This window comes from Shigella sp. SIG3, from assembly GCF_053555855.1.
This window is the reverse complement of sequence record NZ_JBQZXE010000024.1, coordinates 12536-36613: the sequence shown is the minus strand read 5'-3', so window position 1 is coordinate 36613 and position 24078 is coordinate 12536. Positions and strand designations below refer to the sequence as shown.

Sequence of the window (24078 nt, the reverse complement as noted above, 5' to 3'; positions counted from 1 at the left end):
TTTGGCGCAATTATCGCGGTTGTCTTTGGGCAAAGTCTTATTTTGTCTAACGTGCCACATCAATCGCAAGACGTTCTCGATAAAATGTCTCCAGAGCAATTGAGTGCGTATAAACACAGCCTAGTATTATCGGTACAGACACCTTATATGATCATCGTGGCTATCGTGTTACTGGTCGCCCTGCTGATCATGCTGACGAAATTCCCGGCATTGCAGAGTGATAATCACAGTGACGCCAAACAAGGATCGTTCTCCGCATCGCTTTCTCGTCTGGCGCGTATTCGTCACTGGCGCTGGGCGGTATTAGCGCAATTCTGCTATGTCGGCGCACAAACGGCCTGCTGGAGCTATTTGATTCGCTACGCTGTAGAAGAAATTCCAGGTATGACTGCAGGCTTTGCCGCTAACTATTTAACCGGAACCATGGTGTGCTTCTTTATTGGTCGTATCACCGGTACCTGGCTCATCAGTCGCTTCGCACCACACAAAGTCCTGGCCGCCTACGCATTAATCGCTATGGCACTGTGCCTGATCTCAGCCTTCGCTGGCGGTCATGTGGGCTTAATAGCCCTGACTTTATGCAGCGCCTTTATGTCGATTCAGTACCCAACAATCTTCTCGCTGGGCATTAAGAATCTCGGCCAGGACACCAAATACGGTTCGTCCTTCATCGTTATGACCATTATTGGCGGCGGTATTGTCACTCCGGTCATGGGTTTTGTCAGTGACGCGGCGGGCAACATCCCCACTGCTGAACTGATCCCCGCACTCTGCTTCGCGGTCATCTTTATCTTTGCCCGTTTCCGTTCTCAAACGGCAACTAACTGAACATATTTTCCGAATAAAGTGAGGAATCTGTAATGAAAAAAATCAGCTTACCGAAAATTGGTATCCGCCCGGTTATTGACGGTCGTCGCATGGGTGTTCGTGAGTCGCTTGAAGAACAAACAATGAATATGGCGAAAGCTACGGCCGCACTGCTGACCGAGAAACTGCGCCATACCTGCGGAGCTGCCGTCGAGTGTGTCATTTCCGATACCTGTATCGCGGGTATGGCTGAAGCCGCTGCTTGCGAAGAAAAATTCAGCAGCCAGAATGTAGGCCTCACCATTACGGTAACGCCTTGCTGGTGCTATGGCAGTGAAACCATCGACATGGATCCAACCCGCCCGAAAGCCATTTGGGGCTTTAACGGCACTGAACGCCCCGGCGCTGTTTACCTGGCAGCGGCTCTGGCAGCTCACAGCCAGAAAGGCATCCCGGCATTCTCCATTTACGGTCATGACGTTCAGGATGCCGATGACACATCGATTCCTGCCGATGTTGAAGAAAAACTGCTGCGCTTTGCCCGCGCCGGTTTGGCCGTCGCCAGCATGAAAGGTAAAAGCTATCTGTCGCTGGGCGGCGTTTCGATGGGTATCGCCGGTTCTATTGTTGATCACAACTTCTTTGAATCCTGGCTGGGAATGAAAGTCCAGGCGGTGGATATGACCGAACTGCGTCGCCGTATCGATCAGAAGATTTACGACGAAGCCGAACTGGAAATGGCACTGGCCTGGGCTGATAAAAACTTCCGCTATGGCGAAGATGAAAATAACAAACAGTATCAACGCAATGCCGAGCAAAGCCGCGCAGTTCTGCGCGAAAGTTTACTGATGGCGATGTGTATCCGCGACATGATGCAAGGCAACAGCAAACTGGCCGATATTGGTCGCGTGGAAGAATCACTTGGCTACAACGCCATCGCTGCGGGCTTCCAGGGGCAACGTCACTGGACCGATCAATATCCCAATGGTGACACCGCCGAAGCGATCCTCAACAGTTCATTTGACTGGAATGGCGTGCGCGAACCCTTTGTCGTGGCGACCGAAAACGACAGTCTTAACGGCGTGGCAATGCTAATGGGTCACCAGCTCACCGGCACCGCTCAGGTATTTGCCGATGTGCGTACCTACTGGTCACCAGAAGCAATTGAGCGTGTAACGGGGCATAAACTGGACGGACTGGCAGAACACGGCATCATCCATTTGATCAACTCAGGTTCTGCTGCGCTGGACGGTTCCTGTAAACAACGCGACAGCGAAGGTAACCCGACGATGAAGCCGCACTGGGAAATCTCTCAGCAAGAGGCTGACGCTTGCCTCGCCGCTACCGAATGGTGCCCGGCGATCCACGAATACTTCCGTGGCGGCGGTTACTCTTCCCGCTTCCTTACCGAAGGCGGCGTCCCGTTCACCATGACTCGTGTCAACATCATCAAAGGCCTGGGACCGGTACTGCAAATCGCGGAAGGCTGGAGCGTGGAATTGCCGAAGGATGTGCATGACATCCTCAACAAACGCACCAACTCAACCTGGCCAACCACCTGGTTTGCACCGCGCCTCACTGGTAAAGGGCCGTTTACGGATGTGTATTCGGTAATGGCGAACTGGGGTGCCAACCACGGAGTTCTGACCATCGGCCACGTTGGCGCAGACTTTATCACCCTTGCCTCCATGCTGCGTATCCCGGTATGTATGCACAACGTTGAAGAGACCAAAGTGTATCGTCCTTCTGCCTGGGCTGCGCACGGCATGGATATTGAAGGCCAGGATTACCGCGCTTGCCAGAACTACGGTCCGTTGTACAAGCGTTAATACATTACACCCTGATGTGATGCCCGGTCGCTCCGGCTACCGGGCCTGAACAAGCAAGAGTGGTTAGCCGGATAAACAATGTTATCCGGCTATATTGCAGGAGCGATTATGAAACAAGAAGTTATCCTGGTACTCGACTGTGGCGCGACCAATGTCAGGGCCATCGCGGTTAATCGGCAGGGAAAAATTGTTGCCCGCGCCTCAACGCCTAATGCCAGCGATATCGCGATGGAAAACAACACCTGGCACCAGTGGTCTTTAGACTGCCATTTTGCAACGCTTTGCTGATTGCTGTCGGCAAATCAATAGTGAACTGACTGAATGCCACATCCGCGGTATCGCCGTCACCACCTTTGGTGTGGATGGCGCTCTGGTAGATAAGCAAGGCAATCTGCTCTATCCGATCATTAGCTGGAAATGTCCGCGAACAGCAGCGGTTATGGACAATATTGAACGGTTAATCTCCGCACAGCGGTTGCAGGCTATTTCTGGCGTCGGAGCCTTTAGTTTCAATACGTTATATAAGTTGGTGTGGTTGAAAGAAAATCATCCACAACTGCTGGAACGCGCGCACGCCTGGCTCTTCATTTCGTCGCTGATTAACCACCGTTTAACCGGCGAATTCACTACTGATATCACGATAGCCGGAACCAGCCAGATGCTGGATATCCAGCAACGCGATTTCAGTCCGCAAATTTTACAAGCCACCGGTATTCCACGCCGACTCTTCCCTCGTCTGGTGGAAGCGGGTGAACAGATTGGTACGCTACAGAACAGCGCCGCAGCAATGCTCGGCTTACCCGTTGGCATACCGGTGATTTCCGCAGGTCACGATACCCAGTTCGCCCTTTTTGGCGCTGGTGCCGAACAAAATGAACCCGTGCTCTCCTCCGGTACATGGGAAATTTTAATGGTTCGCAGCGCCTAGGTTGATACTTCGCTGTTAAGTCAGTACGCCGGTTCCACCTGCGAACTAGATAGCCAGGCATGGTTGTATAACCCAGGTATGCAATGGCTGGCATCCGGCGTGCTGGAATGGGTGAGAAAACTGTTCTGGACGGCTGAAACACCCTGGCAAATGTTGATTGAAGAAGCTCGTCTGATCGCACCTGGCGCGGATGGTGTGAAAATGCAGTGTGATTTATTGTCGTGTCAGAACGCTGGCTGGCAAGGAGTGACGCTTAATACCACGCGGGGGCATTTCTATCGCGCGGCGCTGGAAGGGTTAACTGCGCAATTACAGCGCAATCTACAGATGCTGGAAAAAATCGGGCACTTTAAAGCCTATGAATTATTGTTAGTCGGTGGAGGAAGTCGCAACACATTGTGGAATCAGATTAAAGCCAATATGCTTGATATTCCGGTAAAAGTTCTCGACGATGCCGAAACGACCGTCGCAGGAGCTGCGCTGTTCGGTTGGTATGGCGTAGGGGAATTTAACAGCCCGGAAGAAGCCCGTGCACAGATTCATTATCAGTACCGTTATTTCTACCCGCAAACTGAACCTGAATTTATAGAGGAAGTGTGAAATGCTGAAAACAATTTCGCCGTTAATTTCTCCCGAACTATTGAAAGTGCTGGCAGAGATGGGACATGGAGATGAAATTATTTTTTCCGATGCTCACTTTCCCGCCCATTCGATGGGACCGCAGGTGATCCGCGCTGATGGCCTGTTGGTGAGCGACTTGCTCCAGGCGATTATCCCGTTATTTGAGCTGGACAGTTATGCCCCGCCGCTGGTGATGATGGCGGCGGTAGAGGGTGACACTCTCGATCCTGAAGTAGAACGACGTTACCGTAATGCGCTTTCACTACAAGCCCCGTGTCCTGACATCATCCGCATCAATCGTTTTGCGTTTTATGAACGGGCGCAAAAAGCCTTTGCGATCGTTATCACAGGCGAACGAGCGAAGTACGGGAATATTCTTTTAAAAAAAGGGGTAACACCGTAATCTCATACCGGTACGCCCGCATGACGCGGGCGGTTATCGAATGATGGGGTGAAAAATATGAAAGCGGCACGCCAGCAAGCGATAGTCGACCTGCTGCTGAACCATACCAGCCTGACCACGGAAGCTCTCTCTGAACAGCTAAAGGTCAGTAAAGAAACCATTCGTCGCGATCTCAATGAATTACAGACGCAGGGTAAAATTCTGCGCAATCATGGACGCGCTAAATATATCCACCGTCAAAATCAAGACAGTAGCGCTCTCTTTCACATCAGGCTGAAAAGCCATTATGCGCATAAAGCAGATATCGCGCGCGAGGCGCTCGCGTGGATTGAAGAAAGGATGGTGATAGCCTTAGACGCCAGTTCAACTTGCTGGTATCTGGCACGCCAGTTGCCTGACATCAACATTCAGGTCTTCACCAATAGCCATCCGATTTGCCATGAACTCGGTAAACGCGAACGCATTCAACTGATCAGTTCCGGCGGCACACTTGAGCGCAAATATGGCTGTTACGTCAATCCCTCGCTGATTTCCCAACTTAAATCGCTGGAAATCGATCTGTTTATTTTTTCTTGTGAAGGGATCGATAGCAGCGGCGCACTGTGGGACTCCAATGCGATCAACGCTGATTACAAATCGATGCTATTAAAACGTGCCGCGCAATCGTTGTTATTGATTGATAAAAGTAAATTTAATCGTTCAGGGGAAGCCCGCATCGGGTATCTGGATGAGGTAACGCACATTATTTCTGATGAGCGCCAGGTTGCAACTTCTTTGGTAACAGCCTGACGGAAAGGGTAGCAGGCCGGAGACGACGCCCCGGCCTTGCCTGTTATCGCTCGTCGCGACGACCACCCACCGCAGCCCAGATGCGGCGGACGTGCACCGTCACTTCTTCGCGATCGTGATACAACTGCCGCGCCTGAATCTGAGCATTTATGCCATGTTCATCAAGCTGTGCCTGAATATACGCCAGATTGTGTGATACTTCTTCGTAGCGTTTTTTCATCGGCAGTTTGAGATTGAAAATGGTTTCACGGCACCAGCCATTAACCAGCCACTGCGCCATCAATGCCGCAACTTTAGCCGGTTTTTCAACCATATCGCATACCATCCAGGAGATATTGCTGCGTGTCGGACGGAATTTGAAACCGTCTTCCCGCAGCCACGTCACCTGCCCGGTATCCATCAGACTTTGCGCCATCGGGCCGTTGTCGACGGAATAAACCCACATGTTGCGCTTCACCAGTTGGTAGGTCCAGCCGCCAGGGCAAGCGCCTAAATCCACCGCCCACATCCCGTTCGCCAGGCGTTCATCCCACTCATCCGCAGGAATAAACACATGAAATGCCTCTTCCAGTTTGAGCGTGGAACGACTCGGCGCCTCTGCCGGAAATTTCAGGCGCGGAATGCCCATATAGAACGGCGAATTATTGTTGCTGTATGAGTAACCGGTATAGCAGCATCCTGGTGCAATAAAGAATACATGCACAACCGGACGCTTCGGCGTTTCATAGTTCGCCAGCACCCCAGCATCGCGCAAGGCAGCGCGTAGCGGAACAGTGAACTTACGGCAGAATTTCAGCAACTCTTTGCTTTCGTTGGTATCGGCAACTTCAACACGCAGTTCACCGCCCTTCTCTACTACACCCTGTAACATGCCGACAATGGGGGTAATACGATCTTCTGGCGGCAAATGCTGCAGGAGTTCCCCCACCACAAACCACTGGCGGGCAAAAATTAATGAACTGAACGGCAGCTCACGGATTAACTTATCGCCATCATCAGGTTGATAACATTCATAAATGACATAACCCGCATTCTCTTTCACGCGGGCAAAACCGAAAATTTCCCGCTGGCCGGCTTTATCGGTAATTTCTGCGGCGCACTCTTTTTCAAAGCCCGGACGGCACAGCAATACAACCTTATTCATGACTTACGCCCTTGCGCTTTAAACGGATAGCACCAACTAACATTAACGCCCAGCCCGCAAGGAAGCTCACGCCGCCAACCGGTGTGACAAACGCCCACAAACGCAGATGGGACAGCGCCAGGCAATAAAGGCTGCCGCTGAACAGCACCGTGCCTAACGCGAGGAAAACGCTACTCCAGTAAAACCAGATACTGATGCGACGCTGCATTGCCACCGCCAGACCTAAGATCGCCAGCGTATGAAACGCCTGGTATTCGAGACCGGTTTGGATCCAGCCCATCTCAACGGCCCCCATGGTTTTACTTAACACATGCGCACCAAAAGCGCCCAGTGCCACAAAAATGAAGCCGCTAATGGCGGCGAAAATCAGCATAAAACGGCTGGTCATGGTCGTACCCTACGTAAATTATTGTTCATAACGAAAGCGGAATTTTTCTTGTTCAGCAGCGGCTTTCGCCAGGATCCATTGGCGAAAGGCGGCTATTTTACCCAGTTCTGCCTGGCTGTCATGACAAACCAGATAAAAAGCATTTTTACTGACCAGAACATCATTAAACGGGCAAACAAGACGTCCGGCCTCGATTTCAGATTGCGCCATCACGTTATTTGCCAGCGCCACTCCCTGCCCGTGAATAGCCGCTTGCAGCACCATGGCGCTATGACTAAAAATTGGCCCTTGCTGAACGTTGATATGATTTAACCCCAACTGTCGGGTATATGTCTGCCAGTCACGGCGTGACGCATCATGTAATAACGTATGTTTAGCCAGATCTTCCGGGGTCTTCAAGGGTTTTTCGCCTGTCAGCAGTAGCGGCGAACACACCGGCAATAAATATTCGGCGTACAGTTTTTCCACCCGTAGCCCCGGCCAGTTGCCCCGACCATAAAATATCGCCACATCAACATCATCCGCCAGCTTATCTTCCTGACGATCAACCGCCTGGATTCGAACGTCAATTCCCGGATAAGCTGAATTAAAGCTGGAAAGTCGCGGAACCAACCAATGAATGGCGAAACTGGGGAGTAAACTGACCGTCAACGCCCCCTTGGCGCTACGGGCCTGGAGTTTACGCGTCGCTTCGGTTAATTGCGAAAATATCTCTTTGATATCGAGGAAATAGCTTTGCCCTTCCTCGGTCAGCAGGAGTGAACGATTACGGCGGCGGAACAGTTTTAGCCCCAAAAAATCCTCAAGAGACTTGATTTGATGACTTACTGCGGCCTGGGTCACAAAAAGCTCTTCTGCTGCGCGAGTAAAACTTAAATGGCGTGCTGCGGCATCAAAAACTCGTAAGGCATTTAGCGGTGGTAATCGTTTAGACATGGCTTTTAAACTTTGATGTTAAATGAATTTAACAATTAGATCACACTGTGTAACCTATTAGTTTTTTTAATCTGAGCCATTATAAATTGTCCGTTGAGCTTCTACCAGCAAATACCTATAGTGGCGGCACTTCCTGAGCCGGAACGAAAAGTTTTATCGGAATGCGTATTCTGGTGAACTTTTGGCTTACGGTTGTGATGTTGTGTTGTTGTGTTTGCAATTGGTCTGCGATTCAGACCATGGTAGCAAAGCTACCTTTTTTCACTTCCTGTACATTTACCCTGTCTGTCCATAGTGATTAATGTAGCACCGCCTAATTGCGGTGCTTTTTTTTACCTTGCGATCGCGAATTACTGTTCCAGTTCGACCATCTCTTTCACGTCAGTACGGTTGATCTGCTGTTTGTTGCCATTAGCGTCTTTATACGAAATCATACCGGTATCGTTATCAGTCTGTGGTTTGCCGTCAGAGACGATGGTACGTCCGTCATTGGTGTGCATCACATAGTTCGAACCGGAACAGGCGCTCAGGGCAAAAGTCAGCATACAGGCAGAAATAATTGCGGCAGTCTTTTTCATCATCTTCTCCTTAAAGCGATTAATAAATCTTAATAGTATTGATTAACAGGCTAAAATTAACGCCTAACACTATTCAGCATATGTTACTTACGCGGCTTCGCCAGGATATCTAGATAATTCTGATGGTTAGCACTCTCCTTGTATCAAAGTGAATTTTGCGTCACGATCGGTGCATCAAGCCGAGGAGTACCATGAACGTTTTTAATCCCGCGCAGTTTCGCGCCCAGTTTCCCGCACTACAGGATGCGGGCGTCTATCTCGACAGCGCCGCGACCGCGCTTAAACCTGAAGCCGTGGTTGAAGCCACTCGACAGTTTTACAGCCTGAGCGCCGGAAACGTCCATCGCAGCCAGTTTGCCGAAGCCCAACGCCTGACCGCGCGTTATGAAGCTGCACGAGAGAAAGTGGCGCAATTACTGAATGCACCGGATGATAAAACTATCGTCTGGACGCGCGGCACCACTGAATCCATCAACATGGTGGCACAATGCTATGCGCGTCCGCGTCTGCAACCGGGCGATGAGATTATTGTCAGCGTGGCAGAACACCACGCTAACCTCGTCCCCTGGCTGATGGTCGCCCAACAAACTAGAGCCAAAGTGGTGAAATTGCCGCTTAATGCGCAGCGACTGCCGGATGTCGATTTGTTGCCAGAACTGATTACTCCCCGTAGTCGGATTCTGGCGTTGGGTCAGATGTCGAACGTGACTGGCGGTTGCCCGGATCTGGCGCGAGCGATTACCTTTGCTCATTCAGCCGGGATGGTGGTGATGGTTGATGGTGCTCAGGGGGCGGTGCATTTCCCCGCGGATGTTCAGCAACTGGATATCGATTTCTATGCTTTCTCTGGTCACAAACTGTATGGCCCGACGGGTATCGGCGTGCTGTATGGCAAATCAGAACTGCTGGAAGCGATGTCGCCCTGGCTGGGTGGCGGCAAAATGATTCACGAAGTGAGTTTTGACGGTTTCACCACTCAATCTGCGCCGTGGAAACTGGAAGCAGGAACGCCAAATGTCGCTGGCGTCATAGGATTAAGCGCGGCGCTGGAATGGCTGGCAGATTACGATATCAACCAGGCCGAAAGCTGGAGCCGTAGCTTAGCAACGCTTGCAGAAGAAGCGCTGGCGAAACGTCCAGGCTTTCGTTCATTCCGCTGCCAGGATTCCAGCCTGCTGGCCTTTGATTTTGCTGGCGTTCATCACAGCGATATGGTGACGCTACTGGCGGAGTACGGTATTGCCTTGCGGGCCGGGCAACATTGCGCTCAGCCGCTACTGGCAGAATTAGGCGTAACCGGCACACTGCGCGCCTCATTTGCGCCATATAATACAAAGAGTGATGTGGATGCGCTGGTGAATGCCGTTGACCGCGCGCTGGAATTATTGGTGGATTAATGACAAACCCGCAATTCGCCGGACATCCGTTCGGCACAACCGTAACCGCAGAAACGTTACGCAATACCTTCGCACCGTTGTCGCAATGGGAAGATAAATATCGCCAGTTGATCATGCTGGGGAAACAGCTTCCGGCTTTGCCAGACGAGTTAAAAGCGCAGGCTAAAGAGATTGCCGGATGCGAAAACCGCGTCTGGCTGGGATATACCGTGGCTGAAAACGGCAAAATGCACTTCTTTGGCGACAGCGAAGGGCGCATTGTGCGCGGCCTGTTGGCGGTGTTGTTGACTGCCGTTGAGGGGAAAACCGCCGCCGAATTACAGGCACAGTCGCCGCTGGCATTGTTTGATGAGCTGGGATTACGTGCGCAGCTTAGCGCCTCACGCAGCCAGGGGTTAAATGCGTTAAGCGAGGCGATTATCGCTGCGACGAAGCAGGTTTAAGCACAGAACCGGGTCGGATAAGACGTTCGCGTCTCATCCGACCTGATTGTTTAACCCTGACGCGCCGCTTTCGCCATCATCTTCTTCAGCGCATGAGAAACCGCAACAAACCCAAAGGTGGCGGTCACCATCGTTGCCGCGCCAAATCCAGATGCACAATCCATCCGCTTCGGCCCTTCTGCCGTGGCTTTCATCGCACACACCGTACCGTCTGACTGCGGGTACACCAGCGCTTCAGTAGAAAACACGCAATCCACGCCGAGCTTACCTTTACTGTTTTTCACTACGCCAAAATCGCTTTTCAGGCGCTCGCGCAACTTCGCCGCCAGCGGATCCTGAATCGTTTTCGCCAGATCGGTAACCTGAATCTGCGTCGGGTCAATCTGCCCACCCGCGCCACCGGTCGTGACCAGCGGGATTTTATTGCGCCGACAATAAGCAATCAGCGCCGCTTTGGGCCGTACACTATCAATGGCATCAATCACGTACGAATAACCGGCACTCATATATTGCGCTACGTTATCCGGCGTCACGAAATCATCCACCACCGTTACACGGCACTCCGGGTTAATCTGGCGAATGCGCTCCGCCATGACTTCCGCTTTTGCCAGCCCGACGTTATCGCGCAGAGCGTGAATTTGCCGATTGGTATTGGTGACGCACACATCATCCATATCGATAAGCGTGATTGCGCCAATCCCCGTGCGCGCCAGCGCTTCCGCCGCCCAGGAACCGACACCACCGATACCAACCACACAAATATGCGCGTCAGCAAACAGTTGCAACGCTTTTTCACCATACAGACGCGCTGTGCCACCAAAACGCTGACGCCATGCATCACTAATTACCACAGACATAGCACCTCAGAATTAAAAAGGGCGAGGTTATCCCTCACCCTAAACGCATAAATGCCTGATGCGCTACGCTTATCAGGCCTACATAACTCCTGCAATATTTTGGATTTGCATGATTTGTAGGCCGGATAAGGCGTTCACGCCGCATCCGGTATGAACAACGCGCACTTAGTCAATAATCAGGATGTGAGGTTACCCCTCACCCTGTCATATCCGTAAAAACGGCATACAGAATATCACATCAGCCGCTAAAGACGTTACCTGCGCCCGGAGCCGTTTTCAGCACCCAAACCCGTCCATAGTGGTTGTACCAACCTGCGCGGTGTCCGGCTTCCGGCCCGATCCCTTGATAGATATCGAAGTGTTGGCCTTTGATTGCGCCCCCGACATCCAACGCCACCATCAGACGCAATTCGTACTGACCGTTAAATTTGCCGTTATTATCCAGCAGCGGCACTTCTGCCAGCAAGGTAGTACCTGGCGGAATAATTGAACGATCGGAGGCAACAGAAGCACGGCCAACCAGCGGCACCGCACTTGCCCCTTTCACCGGTGCAAAAGATTGCGGTTTAAAGAAGACGAAAGACGGGTTCTGTTCCAGCAGCTCGCGAACCTCGGCTTCACTGTGTGTTTTGCCCCAATGACGAATCGCCTGCATCGACATATCTTCTTTTTTCACTTCGCCACGGTCGATCAGCACCTTACCAATGCTGCGATAGGCATGACCGTTTTTCCCTGCATAGCTGAAAAAGTTAAGCGGACTGCCATCACCAAAGTCGATATACCCACTACCCTGCACATCCATAATGAAGTTATCCATCAGAGAGTTGCTGTAAGCGAGGATGTATTTATCGCCCAATGCCCCGGCGTAGATCTCCGCACGAGACGGCAGACGACCACGTTTTGGCGGCATACGGTAAATAGGATACTGGAACTCGCCCTGGCGGGTATGGCGCGCCTGAATTACCGGCGTGTAATAGCCTGTAAACTGCACGTTACCATAGTTGTCGGCACCTTCCATCTGCCAGGCATCAATGCCGAACTGGCGCATATTGCGGGTATCACCGCCTGCGCGCAGCCACTCTTGCACCGCGTTATAAACATTACTCTGGTTGCCATACAGACGCGGTGACGAATTACGGATATGGTTAATTTGCTCGGCAAAATCACCGGCGTTAATCGGCGCGCCAACGGCATCTGGCTGGTTCACCAGAGAGAAAGGCTGGGTAAATTTCCCGTCTTTATATTGCTGTCCGCGATCGGTTGGTTTGGAAGAGCAGGCGGCAAGCATTGCCACAACCGTGCCCATAAGAAGGTACTTTACCCAACGTCCTTTCATTGTTCTCTTCTTCAGGTTAAAAAATAAGGCGCAACGAAGATAACAAACCGCCGCGTTTAATGAAATGAGCAGCCTCTCCCTGACGCAAATTTCGCACAAAAAATAAGCTTTAGTGGTTTGTTTTTGTTCAAAATCATGCTAAATCCGTGATCGGGGTAAAAAAAAGGTTGCATGAAAACGCGAGCGGAGTATAGTGCGCATCCACGGACGCGGGGTGGAGCAGCCTGGTAGCTCGTCGGGCTCATAACCCGAAGGTCGTCGGTTCAAATCCGGCCCCCGCAACCAATCAAATTTGATGAAGTAAAAGCAGTACGGTGACGCGGGGTGGAGCAGCCTGGTAGCTCGTCGGGCTCATAACCCGAAGGTCGTCGGTTCAAATCCGGCCCCCGCAACCAATTATTGAACACCCTAACGGGTGTTTTTTTGTTTCTGATCTCCCATAAAAAAAGCGCCATTCAGCGCCTTTTTATCATCCCCTTCTCGCCAGCGTTGCCCCATCGGCAAAATACGCTTTAATCCCCGCAAGAATAGACTCCGCAACTTCCTGCTGGAAAGTCGCCGTTTTCAGTTTACGCTCTTCCTCAACGTTACTGATAAACGCCGTTTCGACCAGAATGGAGGGAATATCTGGTGCCTTTAGTACGGCAAACCCGGCCTGTTCAACTTGATTTTTATGCAGCTTGTTGATTTTTCCGAGCTTATTCAGTACCGCTTTACCAAACTTAAGGCTGTCAGCAATAGTCAGCGACTGCACCATATCGAACATGGTGTGGTCGACATAGCGGTCACCGCTTTTGCTCACGCCACCAATCAAGTCCGAGGCGTTCTGGGTTTGTGCCAGATATTTTGCCGCAGTACTGGTTGCGCCTTTGGTTGAGAGCGCAAACACCGAGGAACCGCTCGGCTGACGACTGGTAAAGGCGTCGGCATGGATAGAGACAAACAGGTCAGCACGCTGTTTCTGGGCTTTTGCTACGCGCACTTGCAACGGAATGAAGATGTCTTCATTGCGCGTCATGTACACCTTCATATTGCCCTCTTTCTCGATCAGAGAGCGCAAACGGCGAGCTATTTGCAATACCACATCTTTTTCGCGCGTTTTGTATTTCCCCACCGCACCGGAATCTTCGCCACCGTGGCCAGGGTCAAGCATAATGACAATCGGACGATCGCGCCCTGCTTTACCCGGTTGTGGACCACTTTGCGCTGGCGGCACCTGCTTTTCGAGGTCGCCTTTGTTGTAATCCTCCAGCAGCGCCAGCAGCGGGTCCTGCATATCCTGTGCATTGGCCGGATAGAGGTCCATCACCAGACGCTCTTTAAACCCGGCGACCGGCGCAAGGGCAAACAGCTGCGGTTTTACGTTTTGCTTTAATTCAAAAACCATGCGTACGGTTTGCGGGTCAAATTGCCCGACGCGCGCCGACTTGATGAACGGGTCGTCTGCACGAATTTGTGCCGCCATCCCCTTGAGTACCGAGTTCAGGTTTACATCTTCGATATCCACCACCACGCGTTCAGGGTTACTCAACGCGAACTGCTTATATTTCAGCTGACGATTTGATTCTACCGTCACGCGGGTGTAGCTGGACGCAGGCCAGACGCGCACCGCCACGACCTGGCTAACCGCAGCCAGGCTGACCTGACTTACGCTCAATAGCCACATAGCGCCCGCGCCTTGCAGTAAACGACGACGGCTGATTGCAGTGTTGGATCCTGACATGCCTCTCCCGAGCAAAAGAAATCTAAGCTGTGTAACAAGTAAACGACTAATTTGACCGGAAACTTTAGCGAAAGACGCATAATCTGTCATCTAATAAACGGTAAACATTCTTTTTATATTCACGGCATTACTGATAAAAAAGTCGCTCTCGCATAAAATTTACACTTGCACCCTGCGAAAAAACAGAATAAAAATACAATAATTTCAAATAATCATGCAAAGGGGTGTGCCGTGGTAAAGGAACGTAAAACCGAGCTGGTCGAGGGATTCCGCCATTCGGTTCCCTATATCAATACCCACCGGGGAAAAACGTTTGTCATCATGCTCGGCGGTGAAGCCATTGAGCATGAGAATTTCTCCAGTATCGTTAATGATATCGGGTTGTTGCACAGCCTCGGCATCCGTCTGGTGGTGGTCTATGGCGCACGTCCGCAGATCGACGCAAATCTGGCTGCGCATCACCACGAACCGCTGTATCACAAGAATATACGTGTGACCGACGCCAAAACACTGGAACTGGTGAAGCAGGCTGCGGGAACATTGCAACTGGATATTACTGCTCGCCTGTCAATGAGTCTCAATAACACGCCGCTGCAGGGCGCGCATATCAACGTCGTTAGTGGCAATTTTATTATTGCCCAGCCGCTGGGCGTCGATGACGGCGTGGATTACTGCCATAGCGGGCGTATCCGGCGGATTGATGAAGACGCGATCCATCGTCAACTGGAAAGCGGTGCAATAGTGCTAATGGGGCCGGTCGCTGTTTCAGTCACTGGCGAGAGCTTTAATCTGACCTCTGAAGAGATTGCCACTCAACTAGCCATCAAACTGAAAGCTGAAAAGATGATTGGTTTTTGCTCTTCCCAGGGCGTTACTAATGACGACGGTGATATTGTCTCCGAACTTTTCCCTAACGAAGCGCAAGCACGGGTAGAAGCCCAGGAAGAGAAAGGCGATTACAACTCCGGTACGGTGCGCTTTTTGCGTGGCGCAGTGAAAGCCTGCCGCAGCGGCGTGCGCCGCTGTCATTTAATCAGTTATCAGGAAGATGGCGCGCTGTTGCAAGAGTTGTTCTCACGCGACGGTATCGGTACGCAGATTGTGATGGAAAGCGCCGAGCAGATTCGTCGCGCAACAATCAACGATATTGGCGGTATTCTGGAGTTGATTCGCCCGCTGGAGCAGCAAGGTATTCTGGTGCGCCGTTCTCGCGAGCAGCTGGAGATGGAAATCGACAAATTCACCATTATTCAGCGCGATAACACGACTATTGCCTGCGCCGCGCTCTATCCGTTCCCGGAAGAGAAGATTGGGGAAATGGCCTGTGTGGCAGTTCACCCGGATTACCGCAGTTCATCACGGGGCGAGGTTCTGCTGGAACGCATTGCCGCTCAGGCGAAGCAGAGCGGCTTAAGCAAATTGTTTGTGCTGACCACGCGCAGTATTCACTGGTTCCAGGAACGTGGATTTACCCCGGTGGATATTGATTTACTGCCCGAGAGCAAAAAGCAGTTGTACAACTACCAGCGTAAATCCAAAGTGTTGATGGCGGATTTAGGGTAAGCGATGAAAATCACCGGATGCGGCAGGCGTAACACTCGTGCGTCGCATCCGGCAATTACGTTTATTCCCGCGAACTAAACAACGCCGCCAGACCACTGCGCCGCTCAGTACGAGTGGCGATTGCCGCACTTAATATACGCTCATCGGCATACAGCGACAGACGACGACGCGCGCGGGTCACCGCGGTGTATACCAGCTCTCGCGTTACTACCGGCGTGCGTTGGCTCGGTAAAATCAACGCCGCATGGTCGAACTCCGATCCCTGCGATTTATGTACCGTCATCGCCCACGTAGTTTCGTGCTCTGGCAAGCGACTCGGTTGCACAGACTTAATATTGCCGTCCGGCATCGCAAACCAGACGCGCGTCCCCTGCCCGCGATCCAGCGCAATACCGATATCGCCATTAAACAACCCAAGCGCGCTGTCATTACGGGCAATCATCACCGGTCGGCCTTCGTACCAACGAGAGTGCGGATGACGATGAATTTTGCGCTTCTGTTGCATAAACTGCTCAATTCGCTCATTCAGTCCAGCCACGCCAAACGGCCCTTCCCGCAGGGCGCACAAAAGCTGGTACTCATTGAACGCCTGAATGATTAAATCCGGCTCGGCACGCGCTTGCAGCAGATCCAGATAACGTCCGTAACCCGCAAGAGCTTCCTCAAGCATCGCAATATAATCTTCGCCGCTCTGTAAAAGTCGTTTTTCGATATCAGTAAAATCCTGCTGAAAAACGGTTTTCACTGCCGTTTTATCACCACGGTTGATCGCCGCAGCTAACTGACCAATGCCAGAATCGCTGCCGAAACGATAGCTTTTTTGCAGCAGGCAGAGACTGTCGCGCAAAGATGCCGCTTCTGTGCCGGTTCCTGCCGGAACGTGAGTCCCCGTCAGGCGGCTTAGCTGCCTGGCACGCTCGGCGGTAAAGCCCGCGTTGGCATAAGCGCAGATATCGCCCAGCACAGCCCCAGCCTCAACCGAGGCCAGTTGATCACGATCGCCGAGAAAGATCACTCGCGCATGATCTGGCAAGGCGTCGATCAGTCTCGACATCATAGGCAGATCGATCATTGACGCTTCATCTACCACCAGCACATCAAGATGCAGCGGGTTACCGGCATGATGACGTAAACGCTGGCTACCCGGCTGCGCGCCCAGCAATCGGTGCAAAGTGCTGGCATCTTCCGGAATGCGTTTCTTTTGTTCATCGGTCAGCGGTAACTGTCGCAAAGCCTTGCCGAGAGATTCGGTTAAGCGCGCGGCAGCTTTACCCGTTGGTGCAGCCAGACGGATACGGCAGCGTTCGCCGTCGGCCATTTGAATTAACGCTGCCAGCAACTTCGCCACGGTGGTCGTTTTACCGGTGCCTGGGCCGCCGGAAATCACCGAGATCCGCCGCGTCAGCGCCACTGCCGCTGCAACTTTTTGCCAGTTAATTTCATCGCTTACTGGAAAAAGTTTGTCCAGGGTTTGCGCCAGTAGAGCTTCATCAACCTCAATGGTATGATTCACCTCATTGAAGAAGCGCGCTACCGTCCGCTCGTTACACCACATGCGATTCAAATAAAGACGATCGCCACAGAGGATCATCGGCGTGGGTTCATCTCCCCTGCTGACCGCTTGAGAAGCCAGCAAGCATTCTTCCCAATTTTGTAGCTCACCGATTTCACTGACACAGGTCGCCAACAGCGGATGCGACGCCTCGTTATTTTCCAGTCGTGAAAGCGGCAAACAGACGTGTCCCTCTCCGGCATCATGACTTAACAGTGCCGCCGCGAGGGTGACAGCAGGATGTTCATCTCCCGCCACGGTCAGGGCAAATTGCACATCCAGCGGGCGTAGCTGTTTGTGCTCCACAGCTTCCAGTAATTGCTTTTGCAATTTCATTACGCCTCCTCCAGGGTCATACCGGCAAACATCTCATCCATCAGGGCAATCAACCCGGCGTTGGGTCGGGTTGTGTAAATCCCTTGTTGCGGATGTTCTTTATCAACGCCACGCAGGAACAGATAGATAACGCCGCCAAAGTGAAGATCATAGTCGTAATCAGCAATGCGATGGCGCAGATAACGATGCAGTGCCAGGGTATAAAGCTGATATTGCAGATCATAGCGGTGTGCCTGCATCGCTGCTGCCATAGCCTGTTGGGTGTAAGCCGAACTGTCTTCACCCAGCCAGTTGGATTTATAGTCGAGCAGGTAATAACGCCCTTCGTGGCGGAATACCAGGTCGATAAAGCCTTTTAACATGCCGCGTACCTGCATGAACTCCAGCGGCGGGCAGCCAGCGGATAGCGGGTCAAACTGGCGAATTAGTGCATCAAGCTGGCTGGCGATGAGCGGTTCGCTAATCGGCAGGTAAAACTCCATCTCCACCTGTTTATCGCGGTCGGAAAGCTGACTCAGGCTAACACCCGTTTCATTGAGAGGTGCCTGGAGGACAGCCGTGATCCACTCGGTCAACACCGGTTCCCACTGCGATTCAAAGCCGCCGAGTTCCAGTTTTTCCTGTACCCAGTTCGGGTCAACCGGCTGGGTAAAATCGAGGTCTTCAAACAAACTGTGCAAGAATGTCCCCGGTGACGCACCGCGCGGGAACTGATGCGGTGTTAACGTCGGTTCTTCAACGACGCTGACCACGCCTGCGGCATCAACATCCAGCCGTGGCATCAGATCCTGAGCGATACCGTGACCACGCTGCTGCAAGCCGGAGTAGCTGGTGACACGCCAGTTATCGCCGGGCAATCGTTGTAGTGTCCTCGCATTCAGTTCTGCAGTTAAAGCATCATTAACCTGCCAGGGCTGGTTATCACCAGTTTGTGCCGTTTGCCAGGCAATATCATCATCGCATAACGCTTCAATACAGGTGCGAAGCCCTGCCGCATCTTGCGGTTCCCCTTTTTGCAGCAAACGCCCGAGCGCACTTTGGTGGACGTCGGTGTCACCTTTTTTATCGCCACGACGGCGCACCAGCGGTGCAACGCCGAGACTGCAATGCCAAACCGAACGCGTCAGCGCCACGTAAAGCAAACGCAGATCTTCCGCCAGACGTTCGACCTCCGCGAGGTCGACGCTTTCTGGCGCAGCATTAAGATCCAAAACTGCCTCAAACGAGTGGCGATCGTGATAAAACGCCTGATCCTGGACGCGGAAATTGGTAATAAATGGCAACCAGACCAGCGGATATTCCAGCCCTTTCGATTTATGGATCGTGACAATCTGCACCAGATGTTTATCACTTTCGAGGCGCATTTGTTGGCTGGAGGCATTACTGTCTGGCTCGAGGATATGTTGCGATAACCAGCGTACCAGCGCATGTTCACTTTCCAGCTGCGTTCCGGCTTCTTGAAGCAGTTCGCTGATATGCAAGATATCGGTAAGACGCCGCTCACCGCCTGCCGTTGCCAGCAAGTTTTCTGCAATGTTACGCGCCGACATCAGCGCCCGCAGCATCGGCATAACGCCACGTTTGCGCCAGATTTGCCGATAACCATCGAACTCTTCGACTACCGCATCCCACGCATGTTCGTCATTATTCAGCGTTTCAATATCCAGCGCATTCAGCCCCATCATTGACGTTGCCAGCGCACTGCGCAGGGTGTTCTCACGTTCGGGCGTCATCACCGCCTGCAACAACCAAAGCATTTCCTGCGCTTCCAGAGTTTCAAAAACACTGTCGCGGTTCGAAAGGTAAACGGAAGGGATTTCCAGCAACGTTAAGGCATCGCGCACCTGGGCGGCCTCCTGGCGGCTGCGCACCAGCACGCTGATGTCCGAAGCACGCACCGGACGCGCGTCGTCGTCGTTCATCAGCAACGCTTCGCCCCGCTGTCCGGCTTGTAGCCAGTCGCGGATTTGCGCAGCACATACCTGCGCCATGGTACTTTGATAGTCGCCAACGCCGCAGCTTTCGCCTTCCATCAGCCACATTTTCATCGCAGGCTGCGTTTCACCTTTAAATACAAAACGTAACGCCTGATTTTTCCCGGCTGATTTCACTGGAATAAACGGTATTTCGCGAAACATGAACGCGTCATCAGTCTGGCTGAAAAGCTTGTTCACACTGTTCACCATTCCAGGTGCGGAGCGCCAGTTGGTGTCTAAAGTGTAGTGGGCGTGAACTTCACTACGCGCCTTCATATAAGTGAAGATATCCGCACCCCGGAATGCATATATGGCCTGCTTCGGGTCGCCAATCAGCAACAATGCGGTTTCCGGCTGATGGTGCCAGATACGGCGAAAAATTCGGTACTGCTGGGGGTCGGTATCCTGAAATTCATCGATCATTGCCACCGGGAATCGCGTACGGATCGCCGCTGCCAACACCTCGCCGCTTTCGCTACGCAGCGCGGAATCGAGCCGACTTAACATGTCATCAAAACCCAATTCGCCACGGCGGCGTTTTTCACGCGCTACTGTTTCGCGGATCTCAGCCAATGCTCGGGTGATCACCAGATCGCGGATCGACAATGGTTCTGCAAGCAGTTGATCGATCACCTCAAACAGTGGATGTCGCGGGGTTTCCCCCCCGGCCTTCGTGCGATCTTCTAAGAAACGCTGGGAGAATTTTTCCAGCGACTCCGGCAACTGATAACTGTTTGTCTCTTCTTCTGCCCAAGCGCTGATCTTTTCGATCCATTTAGCCTGATTGCTACGGTTAAACTTGCGTCGATCAATACCAGAAGATTCGATCAGCGCATCCAGTTCACCCACTGCGTCGCGCCACTGCTGTTTTACCGTATCAATACGCGCCACAATTTGCGCGTGGCGGGAAGCCAGCGTTTCATCATCGGGCGGCGGTGCTTTGATAACCGGCGCTTCGCCTTGCAGATAACGATTAATATCGCGCAGCAACGCCTGCGGCCCTTTCCAGGTTTCAAAGACGACCTGGGCTATTTCACGCGGCAGCGGGTAGCAGTGGCGACGCCAGAAATCGGCGCAGGCCTGGTAGCGTAGCAGAGACTCATCTTCAATCAGCTGCTGCTCAAACAGCATGCCGGATTCAAAGGCATTCAGGTTGAGCATGCGCTGGCAAAAGCCGTGAATAGTAAAGACTGCCGCTTCATCCATCTGCCGTTCGGCTAACAACAACCACTGCGCGGCTTGCGCTTTATCGTCGATCTCTTCCAGCAGGCGTTCGTACAGTGGATTGTCGGTGGTTTCACGCAGACAGGCGATGCGCAACTCGTGGATATTGCTACGGATACGACCGCGCAATTCTGCCGTGGCAGCCTCGGTAAAGGTGACCACCAGCAGTTCTTCAACGATCAGCGGGCGGGGAAAGGCGGCGGAACCGCCTAGTCCAAGTAACAGGCGCAAATAGAGCGCCGCAATCGTAAAGGTTTTGCCTGTGCCGGCAGAGGCTTCAATCAGGCGCTCGCCCTGTAAGGGCAAGCGCAAAGGATCTAGTGTCTCGGCGACATCACTCATTCTTTTCACTCATCAGGGGCATTGTTTGCTGCAACGCGCTGACGTTCTCCCACACTTTCCAGCCTTCAGGATGCACATATTCGGCTTTCCCGTTCTGGCTGCCGGAAATCTGCGACAGAATAGCCATGCCTTGCGGCTCGACCACCGCCTGATGGAAGAAATCAGCAAGTTTTTGCGGCGTCAGCAGTTTTATCTGGGCCACGATTTTATCACGCGAATCGAAGCGCATATTGCCGCGATCGAAATCTTTACTTAACTTCGATGCTTCTTCGCCGAGCGTTTGCGGTGCCTGCAGCATCTGGGTAATTACCGCCTGCTGGATTTGCGCAAACTCATCTGGCTTCATCGCTCGCAATTTTGCCTCTGCGGTTGGGAAAAACGCCTTGTAACGCTCCCACAAGAATGAAGGCTGTTTATCATTGCTTTGCAAAAGGAAGCCCATGCCCCACTGACGCCCCACGCTCATTGGAAACGCAAACACGGCATAGCCCAATTGTTCTTCGGTACGCAACTGATTGTAGAACCACGGCTGTACGATCTGCCCCAACAGAGAGCTATAGGCTGAGCTGGTGTATTCATCGTAGCCAGTCGGTACAAATACCGCTGCCAGTGCGGAGTCGGTGCTGTTACCGGCTTTTTCAAAGATGACGGATTGTTTTTTATCGACCACTACATCTTTGTTTCGACACCACTCTGAACCATCAGCGCCCAACTGTTTTTGCACATCGCGTGCCAGCGTTGTTGCCTGGGCCTCGGTCATGTTGCCGATAACCATAAACTCTGGTCGAGCCCCTGATTTTAAGGCGTCGCGATAGGCCAGCACCTCTTTCAACGTAATGGAGGGCAAAATTTTACGCCGTTCATCTCGCGAGAAGTACGGCACTTGCGAGAGCATCTGCGCGGGCATAATCGCCTGCTCAAACGCTTTACCCTTTTCTGCGGAATCCATCATCTGGTTATACCAGGACTTCGCCTGCTCAAGCTGCTCTTCCGTAGCGGTATAGCTAAAGTACCCCTCGAGCAATGCCTGGAACAGCTGCGGCAGACGCTGGGTGTAACCATTAGCATTAACCATAAGGCCGTTGTTAGCGTTGGTGGAAAAACTTATGCCACCAACCGACGCCTGGTTGCTTAACTGATCAAGCGCCAGCCCTGCGAGATAATCATTGAGCGCAAACATCACCTGATTGCGGGCGCTGTCCATGGCTTTCGGATTACGCAAAATCAGGCTGACATCAGCTTTGGGCTCGCTGGCAAAATAACGGCTTGGCGCATACACCACGCGCAGATTCGACTCATCAACAATCAGCTCTGGATGGTCGTATTTCTTCTCTGACTTAATCAACGAGAAATCATCAGGAATATAAGGGTTAAGCTCTGGCAAAGAGAGCGCAATGTCGGCGGCTTTTTTCTGCCAGTCGGCGAAAGTTTGTGCGCTGATTTTATCGACCTGATACGGCGCATCGACAAAGTAAGCCGTTTTGTTGTGCGGCTCTTTCGGGCTGATATACCAGATACGCGCATTCTGCGGCGTCATCATCGCCAGACGTTCCTTTACTGCTTTAGCATCGTACCGATCGGCAATATTGACTGCATCCAGCGTATGCTCAACAGGAACGCGAATCATGGTATCTGCCAGCCATTCGACGTAATCCATATCACGGGTGATCGACGGATAACGGAAGTCGATATCCAGCACATTCGCCAGTTCATCGAAGTATTGTTTATCAATGCCTTTTTCACGTAACAGATTGAGATAGCTAAAAATTGCCGCCACAACCTGATCGCGATTAGCCAGGCCTTTATCAGTTAAAGACGCAGAGATCGCTAATACGCCGCTGTTGCCGTTGACGATAGGATCGGAGTTGGCGCTAATGCCCTCAACTAATCCCTGCTTTTGCAGCCAGTCAGAAAGTGTACCTGGGCTGCGATTGCCAATCAGATAGGTAATCAATTCATCGGTTTTACTACGGAACTTCGCTGAGTTGTTATCGATGCGAAACTCAACGCGCAACACTTTACGCGGCAGCGCAGGGACGTAATGAATGATAATGCCCTTTTGCGCGTCGGTGACTACCGGCACGGTGATTTCCGTTTTTTTGCTCTCTTTGTTCGGCACGCGACCAAAGGTGTCCGCCGCCATTTTTGCCAACTCCGGCAGCGGTTTATTACTGTAAATAACCGCCTTCATCAAATTGGCGGAATAGTACTTCTCGTGGAAATCTTTCAGCGCCTGCTGCACCGGATTACCAGGTTTGTCGCTTAAAGTTTCGAGGTTACCACCAGAAAACTTTGAACCGGGGTGTGCCGGGTTAATGGTTTCTGCGCTGACCTGTGCCATGCGCATCCCGTCACGCGTACGCGCCATGGTTAATTCAGCGTTCACTGCATTACGCTCACGTTCGGCGTATTTCTTGTCGAGCAAGGGTTCTGCAATAGCATCGGCCATGCGGTCTACCGCACCGGGCAAGGCGTCGTTCTCAACTTCCAGATAGAAAGCCGTGCGATACGGCGCAGTGCTGGCATTGTGACTACCGCCGTGCATTTTGAGATATTCGGCCAGACTGTCAGCCTGCGGGTACTTTTTCGACCCCATCAGACTCATATGTTCAAGGTAATGTGCCAGCCCCTGGTACGCCTCGGGATCTTCCAGCGACCCAACGGGCACTACCAGCGCCGAGAGCGATTTAACTGCCTGCGGATCAGAAACCAGCAAGACCACCATACCGTTATCCAGACGTATAGCCTGATACTGGCGGTTATCTTTATCACTTTTACGGATGGTTTCCTGAATCGGCTGCCATCCCGTTTCTGCCTGACTTAATGGTGCCCAGAGGGCAACAAACAACAATAATGCTTTGAACCAGGTGCTGCGGGGCATTCACGGACCTCATAATCAACTTTAT

The 24078-nt window shown here is 52.2% G+C and carries 17 protein-coding genes, 2 tRNA genes and 1 pseudogene; 10 read left to right on the top strand and 10 right to left on the bottom strand.

Features of this window, described 5'->3' with window-relative positions; genetic code table 11:
* The 5 genes and pseudogenes from fucP to fucR all read left to right on the top strand — a co-directional run.
* A partial coding sequence (gene fucP / locus ACUU1I_RS07180; protein ID WP_449144822.1) for an L-fucose:H+ symporter permease occupies nt 1-828 on the top strand: 828 nt, incomplete at its 5' end.
* A 32-nt stretch (nt 829-860) separates the two neighbouring features.
* Nucleotides 861-2636 carry an L-fucose isomerase gene (fucI, locus tag ACUU1I_RS07175; RefSeq protein ID WP_000724182.1) on the top strand — a complete coding sequence of 592 codons (1776 nt, stop codon included), beginning with the start codon at nt 861-863 and terminating at the stop codon, nt 2634-2636.
* 108 nt (nt 2637-2744) lie between these two features.
* A pseudogene (gene fucK, locus ACUU1I_RS07170) lies at nt 2745-4164 on the top strand (L-fuculokinase).
* Nucleotide 4165: 1 nt separating this feature from the next.
* Nucleotides 4166-4588: an L-fucose mutarotase gene (gene fucU, locus ACUU1I_RS07165; RefSeq protein ID WP_000920840.1), complete on the top strand. Its 423-nt coding sequence runs from the start codon at nt 4166-4168 to the stop codon at nt 4586-4588.
* 57 nt (nt 4589-4645) lie between these two features.
* The gene (fucR, locus tag ACUU1I_RS07160) at nt 4646-5377 is read left to right on the top strand and encodes an L-fucose operon activator (protein WP_005070695.1); all 732 of its coding nucleotides are present in this window, start codon (nt 4646-4648) and stop codon (nt 5375-5377) included.
* 43 nt (nt 5378-5420) lie between these two features.
* On the opposite strand, the gene rlmM is transcribed toward fucR, so the two are convergent.
* The 4 genes from rlmM to ACUU1I_RS07140 all read right to left on the bottom strand — a co-directional run bounded on the left by rlmM (nt 5421) and on the right by ACUU1I_RS07140 (nt 8423).
* Nucleotides 5421-6521, bottom strand: a complete 1101-nt coding sequence (gene rlmM / locus ACUU1I_RS07155) for a 23S rRNA (cytidine(2498)-2'-O)-methyltransferase RlmM (RefSeq protein WP_001045525.1) — start codon at nt 6519-6521, stop codon at nt 5421-5423.
* A complete protein-coding gene (locus tag ACUU1I_RS07150) occupies nt 6514-6909 on the bottom strand; it encodes a DUF423 domain-containing protein (RefSeq protein WP_000203905.1) in 396 nt (131 codons plus the stop codon). The genes rlmM and ACUU1I_RS07150 overlap by 8 nt, the downstream gene beginning before the upstream one ends.
* 18 nt (nt 6910-6927) lie before the next feature.
* On the bottom strand, nt 6928-7845 hold the full coding sequence (gene gcvA, locus ACUU1I_RS07145; RefSeq protein ID WP_000044401.1) for a glycine cleavage system transcriptional regulator GcvA: 918 nt from the start codon (nt 7843-7845) through the stop codon (nt 6928-6930).
* 350 nt (nt 7846-8195) lie between these two features.
* Nucleotides 8196-8423, bottom strand: coding sequence for a YgdI/YgdR family lipoprotein (locus ACUU1I_RS07140; protein ID WP_005070698.1), 228 nt, complete (start codon nt 8421-8423; stop codon nt 8196-8198).
* Nucleotides 8424-8614: 191 nt separating this feature from the next.
* Between ACUU1I_RS07140 and csdA the strand changes: the two genes are divergently transcribed.
* Nucleotides 8615-9820, top strand: coding sequence for a cysteine desulfurase CsdA (csdA, locus tag ACUU1I_RS07135; RefSeq protein ID WP_005064131.1), 1206 nt, complete (start codon nt 8615-8617; stop codon nt 9818-9820).
* A complete protein-coding gene (gene csdE, locus ACUU1I_RS07130; protein ID WP_000184247.1) occupies nt 9820-10263 on the top strand; it encodes a cysteine desulfurase sulfur acceptor subunit CsdE in 444 nt (147 codons plus the stop codon). Before csdA ends, csdE begins: the two co-directional genes overlap by 1 nt.
* A gap of 50 nt (nt 10264-10313) precedes the next feature.
* Here the strand turns inward: csdE and tcdA are convergent, their stop codons facing one another.
* Nucleotides 10314-11120, bottom strand: a complete 807-nt coding sequence (tcdA, locus tag ACUU1I_RS07125; protein WP_000117724.1) for a tRNA cyclic N6-threonylcarbamoyladenosine(37) synthase TcdA — start codon at nt 11118-11120, stop codon at nt 10314-10316.
* Nucleotides 11121-11358: 238 nt separating this feature from the next.
* Complete coding sequence (gene mltA / locus ACUU1I_RS07120) at nt 11359-12456, bottom strand: murein transglycosylase A (RefSeq protein ID WP_000678642.1); 1098 nt, start codon at nt 12454-12456, stop codon at nt 11359-11361.
* A 208-nt stretch (nt 12457-12664) separates the two neighbouring features.
* Between mltA and ACUU1I_RS07115 the strand changes: the two genes are divergently transcribed.
* Nucleotides 12665-12741: transfer RNA gene (locus ACUU1I_RS07115), tRNA-Met, on the top strand.
* Nucleotides 12742-12774: 33 nt separating this feature from the next.
* Nucleotides 12775-12851: transfer RNA gene (locus ACUU1I_RS07110), tRNA-Met, on the top strand.
* A 74-nt stretch (nt 12852-12925) separates the two neighbouring features.
* Here ACUU1I_RS07110 and amiC read toward each other — a convergent pair.
* The gene (gene amiC / locus ACUU1I_RS07105; RefSeq protein ID WP_000016907.1) at nt 12926-14179 is read right to left on the bottom strand and encodes an N-acetylmuramoyl-L-alanine amidase AmiC; all 1254 of its coding nucleotides are present in this window, start codon (nt 14177-14179) and stop codon (nt 12926-12928) included.
* A gap of 231 nt (nt 14180-14410) precedes the next feature.
* Between amiC and argA the strand changes: the two genes are divergently transcribed.
* Complete coding sequence (gene argA / locus ACUU1I_RS07100) at nt 14411-15742, top strand: amino-acid N-acetyltransferase (protein ID WP_000237956.1); 1332 nt, start codon at nt 14411-14413, stop codon at nt 15740-15742.
* 61 nt (nt 15743-15803) lie between these two features.
* Here argA and recD read toward each other — a convergent pair whose 3' ends face one another.
* The 3 genes from recD to ptrA are packed head-to-tail and all read right to left on the bottom strand — an operon-like array spanning nt 15804 to nt 24053.
* Nucleotides 15804-17630 (bottom strand): exodeoxyribonuclease V subunit alpha, encoded by a 1827-nt coding sequence (gene recD, locus ACUU1I_RS07095; protein ID WP_000775971.1) that lies wholly within the window; start codon nt 17628-17630, stop codon nt 15804-15806.
* Nucleotides 17630-21172, bottom strand: a complete 3543-nt coding sequence (gene recB / locus ACUU1I_RS07090; protein WP_001285973.1) for an exodeoxyribonuclease V subunit beta — start codon at nt 21170-21172, stop codon at nt 17630-17632. Before recB ends, recD begins: the two co-directional genes overlap by 1 nt.
* The gene (ptrA, locus tag ACUU1I_RS07085; protein WP_001138182.1) at nt 21165-24053 is read right to left on the bottom strand and encodes a pitrilysin; all 2889 of its coding nucleotides are present in this window, start codon (nt 24051-24053) and stop codon (nt 21165-21167) included. The genes recB and ptrA overlap by 8 nt, the downstream gene beginning before the upstream one ends.
* Nucleotides 24054-24078 lie beyond the last annotated feature (25 nt).

Coding starts and splice junctions, on each gene's coding strand:
- fucR (WP_005070695.1), top strand. CDS start 4,646: ATGAAAGCGGCACGCCAGCAAGCGATAGTCGACCTGCTGCTGAACCAT.
- ACUU1I_RS07140 (WP_005070698.1), bottom strand. CDS start 8,423: ATGAAAAAGACTGCCGCAATTATTTCTGCCTGTATGCTGACTTTTGCC.
- rlmM (WP_001045525.1), bottom strand. CDS start 6,521: ATGAATAAGGTTGTATTGCTGTGCCGTCCGGGCTTTGAAAAAGAGTGC.
- recB (WP_001285973.1), bottom strand. CDS start 21,172: ATGAGTGATGTCGCCGAGACACTAGATCCTTTGCGCTTGCCCTTACAG.
- fucI (WP_000724182.1), top strand. CDS start 861: ATGAAAAAAATCAGCTTACCGAAAATTGGTATCCGCCCGGTTATTGAC.
- tcdA (WP_000117724.1), bottom strand. CDS start 11,120: ATGTCTGTGGTAATTAGTGATGCATGGCGTCAGCGTTTTGGTGGCACA.
- fucU (WP_000920840.1), top strand. CDS start 4,166: ATGCTGAAAACAATTTCGCCGTTAATTTCTCCCGAACTATTGAAAGTG.
- ACUU1I_RS07150 (WP_000203905.1), bottom strand. CDS start 6,909: ATGACCAGCCGTTTTATGCTGATTTTCGCCGCCATTAGCGGCTTCATT.
- csdE (WP_000184247.1), top strand. CDS start 9,820: ATGACAAACCCGCAATTCGCCGGACATCCGTTCGGCACAACCGTAACC.
- mltA (WP_000678642.1), bottom strand. CDS start 12,456: ATGAAAGGACGTTGGGTAAAGTACCTTCTTATGGGCACGGTTGTGGCA.
- amiC (WP_000016907.1), bottom strand. CDS start 14,179: ATGTCAGGATCCAACACTGCAATCAGCCGTCGTCGTTTACTGCAAGGC.
- recD (WP_000775971.1), bottom strand. CDS start 17,630: ATGAAATTGCAAAAGCAATTACTGGAAGCTGTGGAGCACAAACAGCTA.
- csdA (WP_005064131.1), top strand. CDS start 8,615: ATGAACGTTTTTAATCCCGCGCAGTTTCGCGCCCAGTTTCCCGCACTA.
- gcvA (WP_000044401.1), bottom strand. CDS start 7,845: ATGTCTAAACGATTACCACCGCTAAATGCCTTACGAGTTTTTGATGCC.
- ptrA (WP_001138182.1), bottom strand. CDS start 24,053: ATGCCCCGCAGCACCTGGTTCAAAGCATTATTGTTGTTTGTTGCCCTC.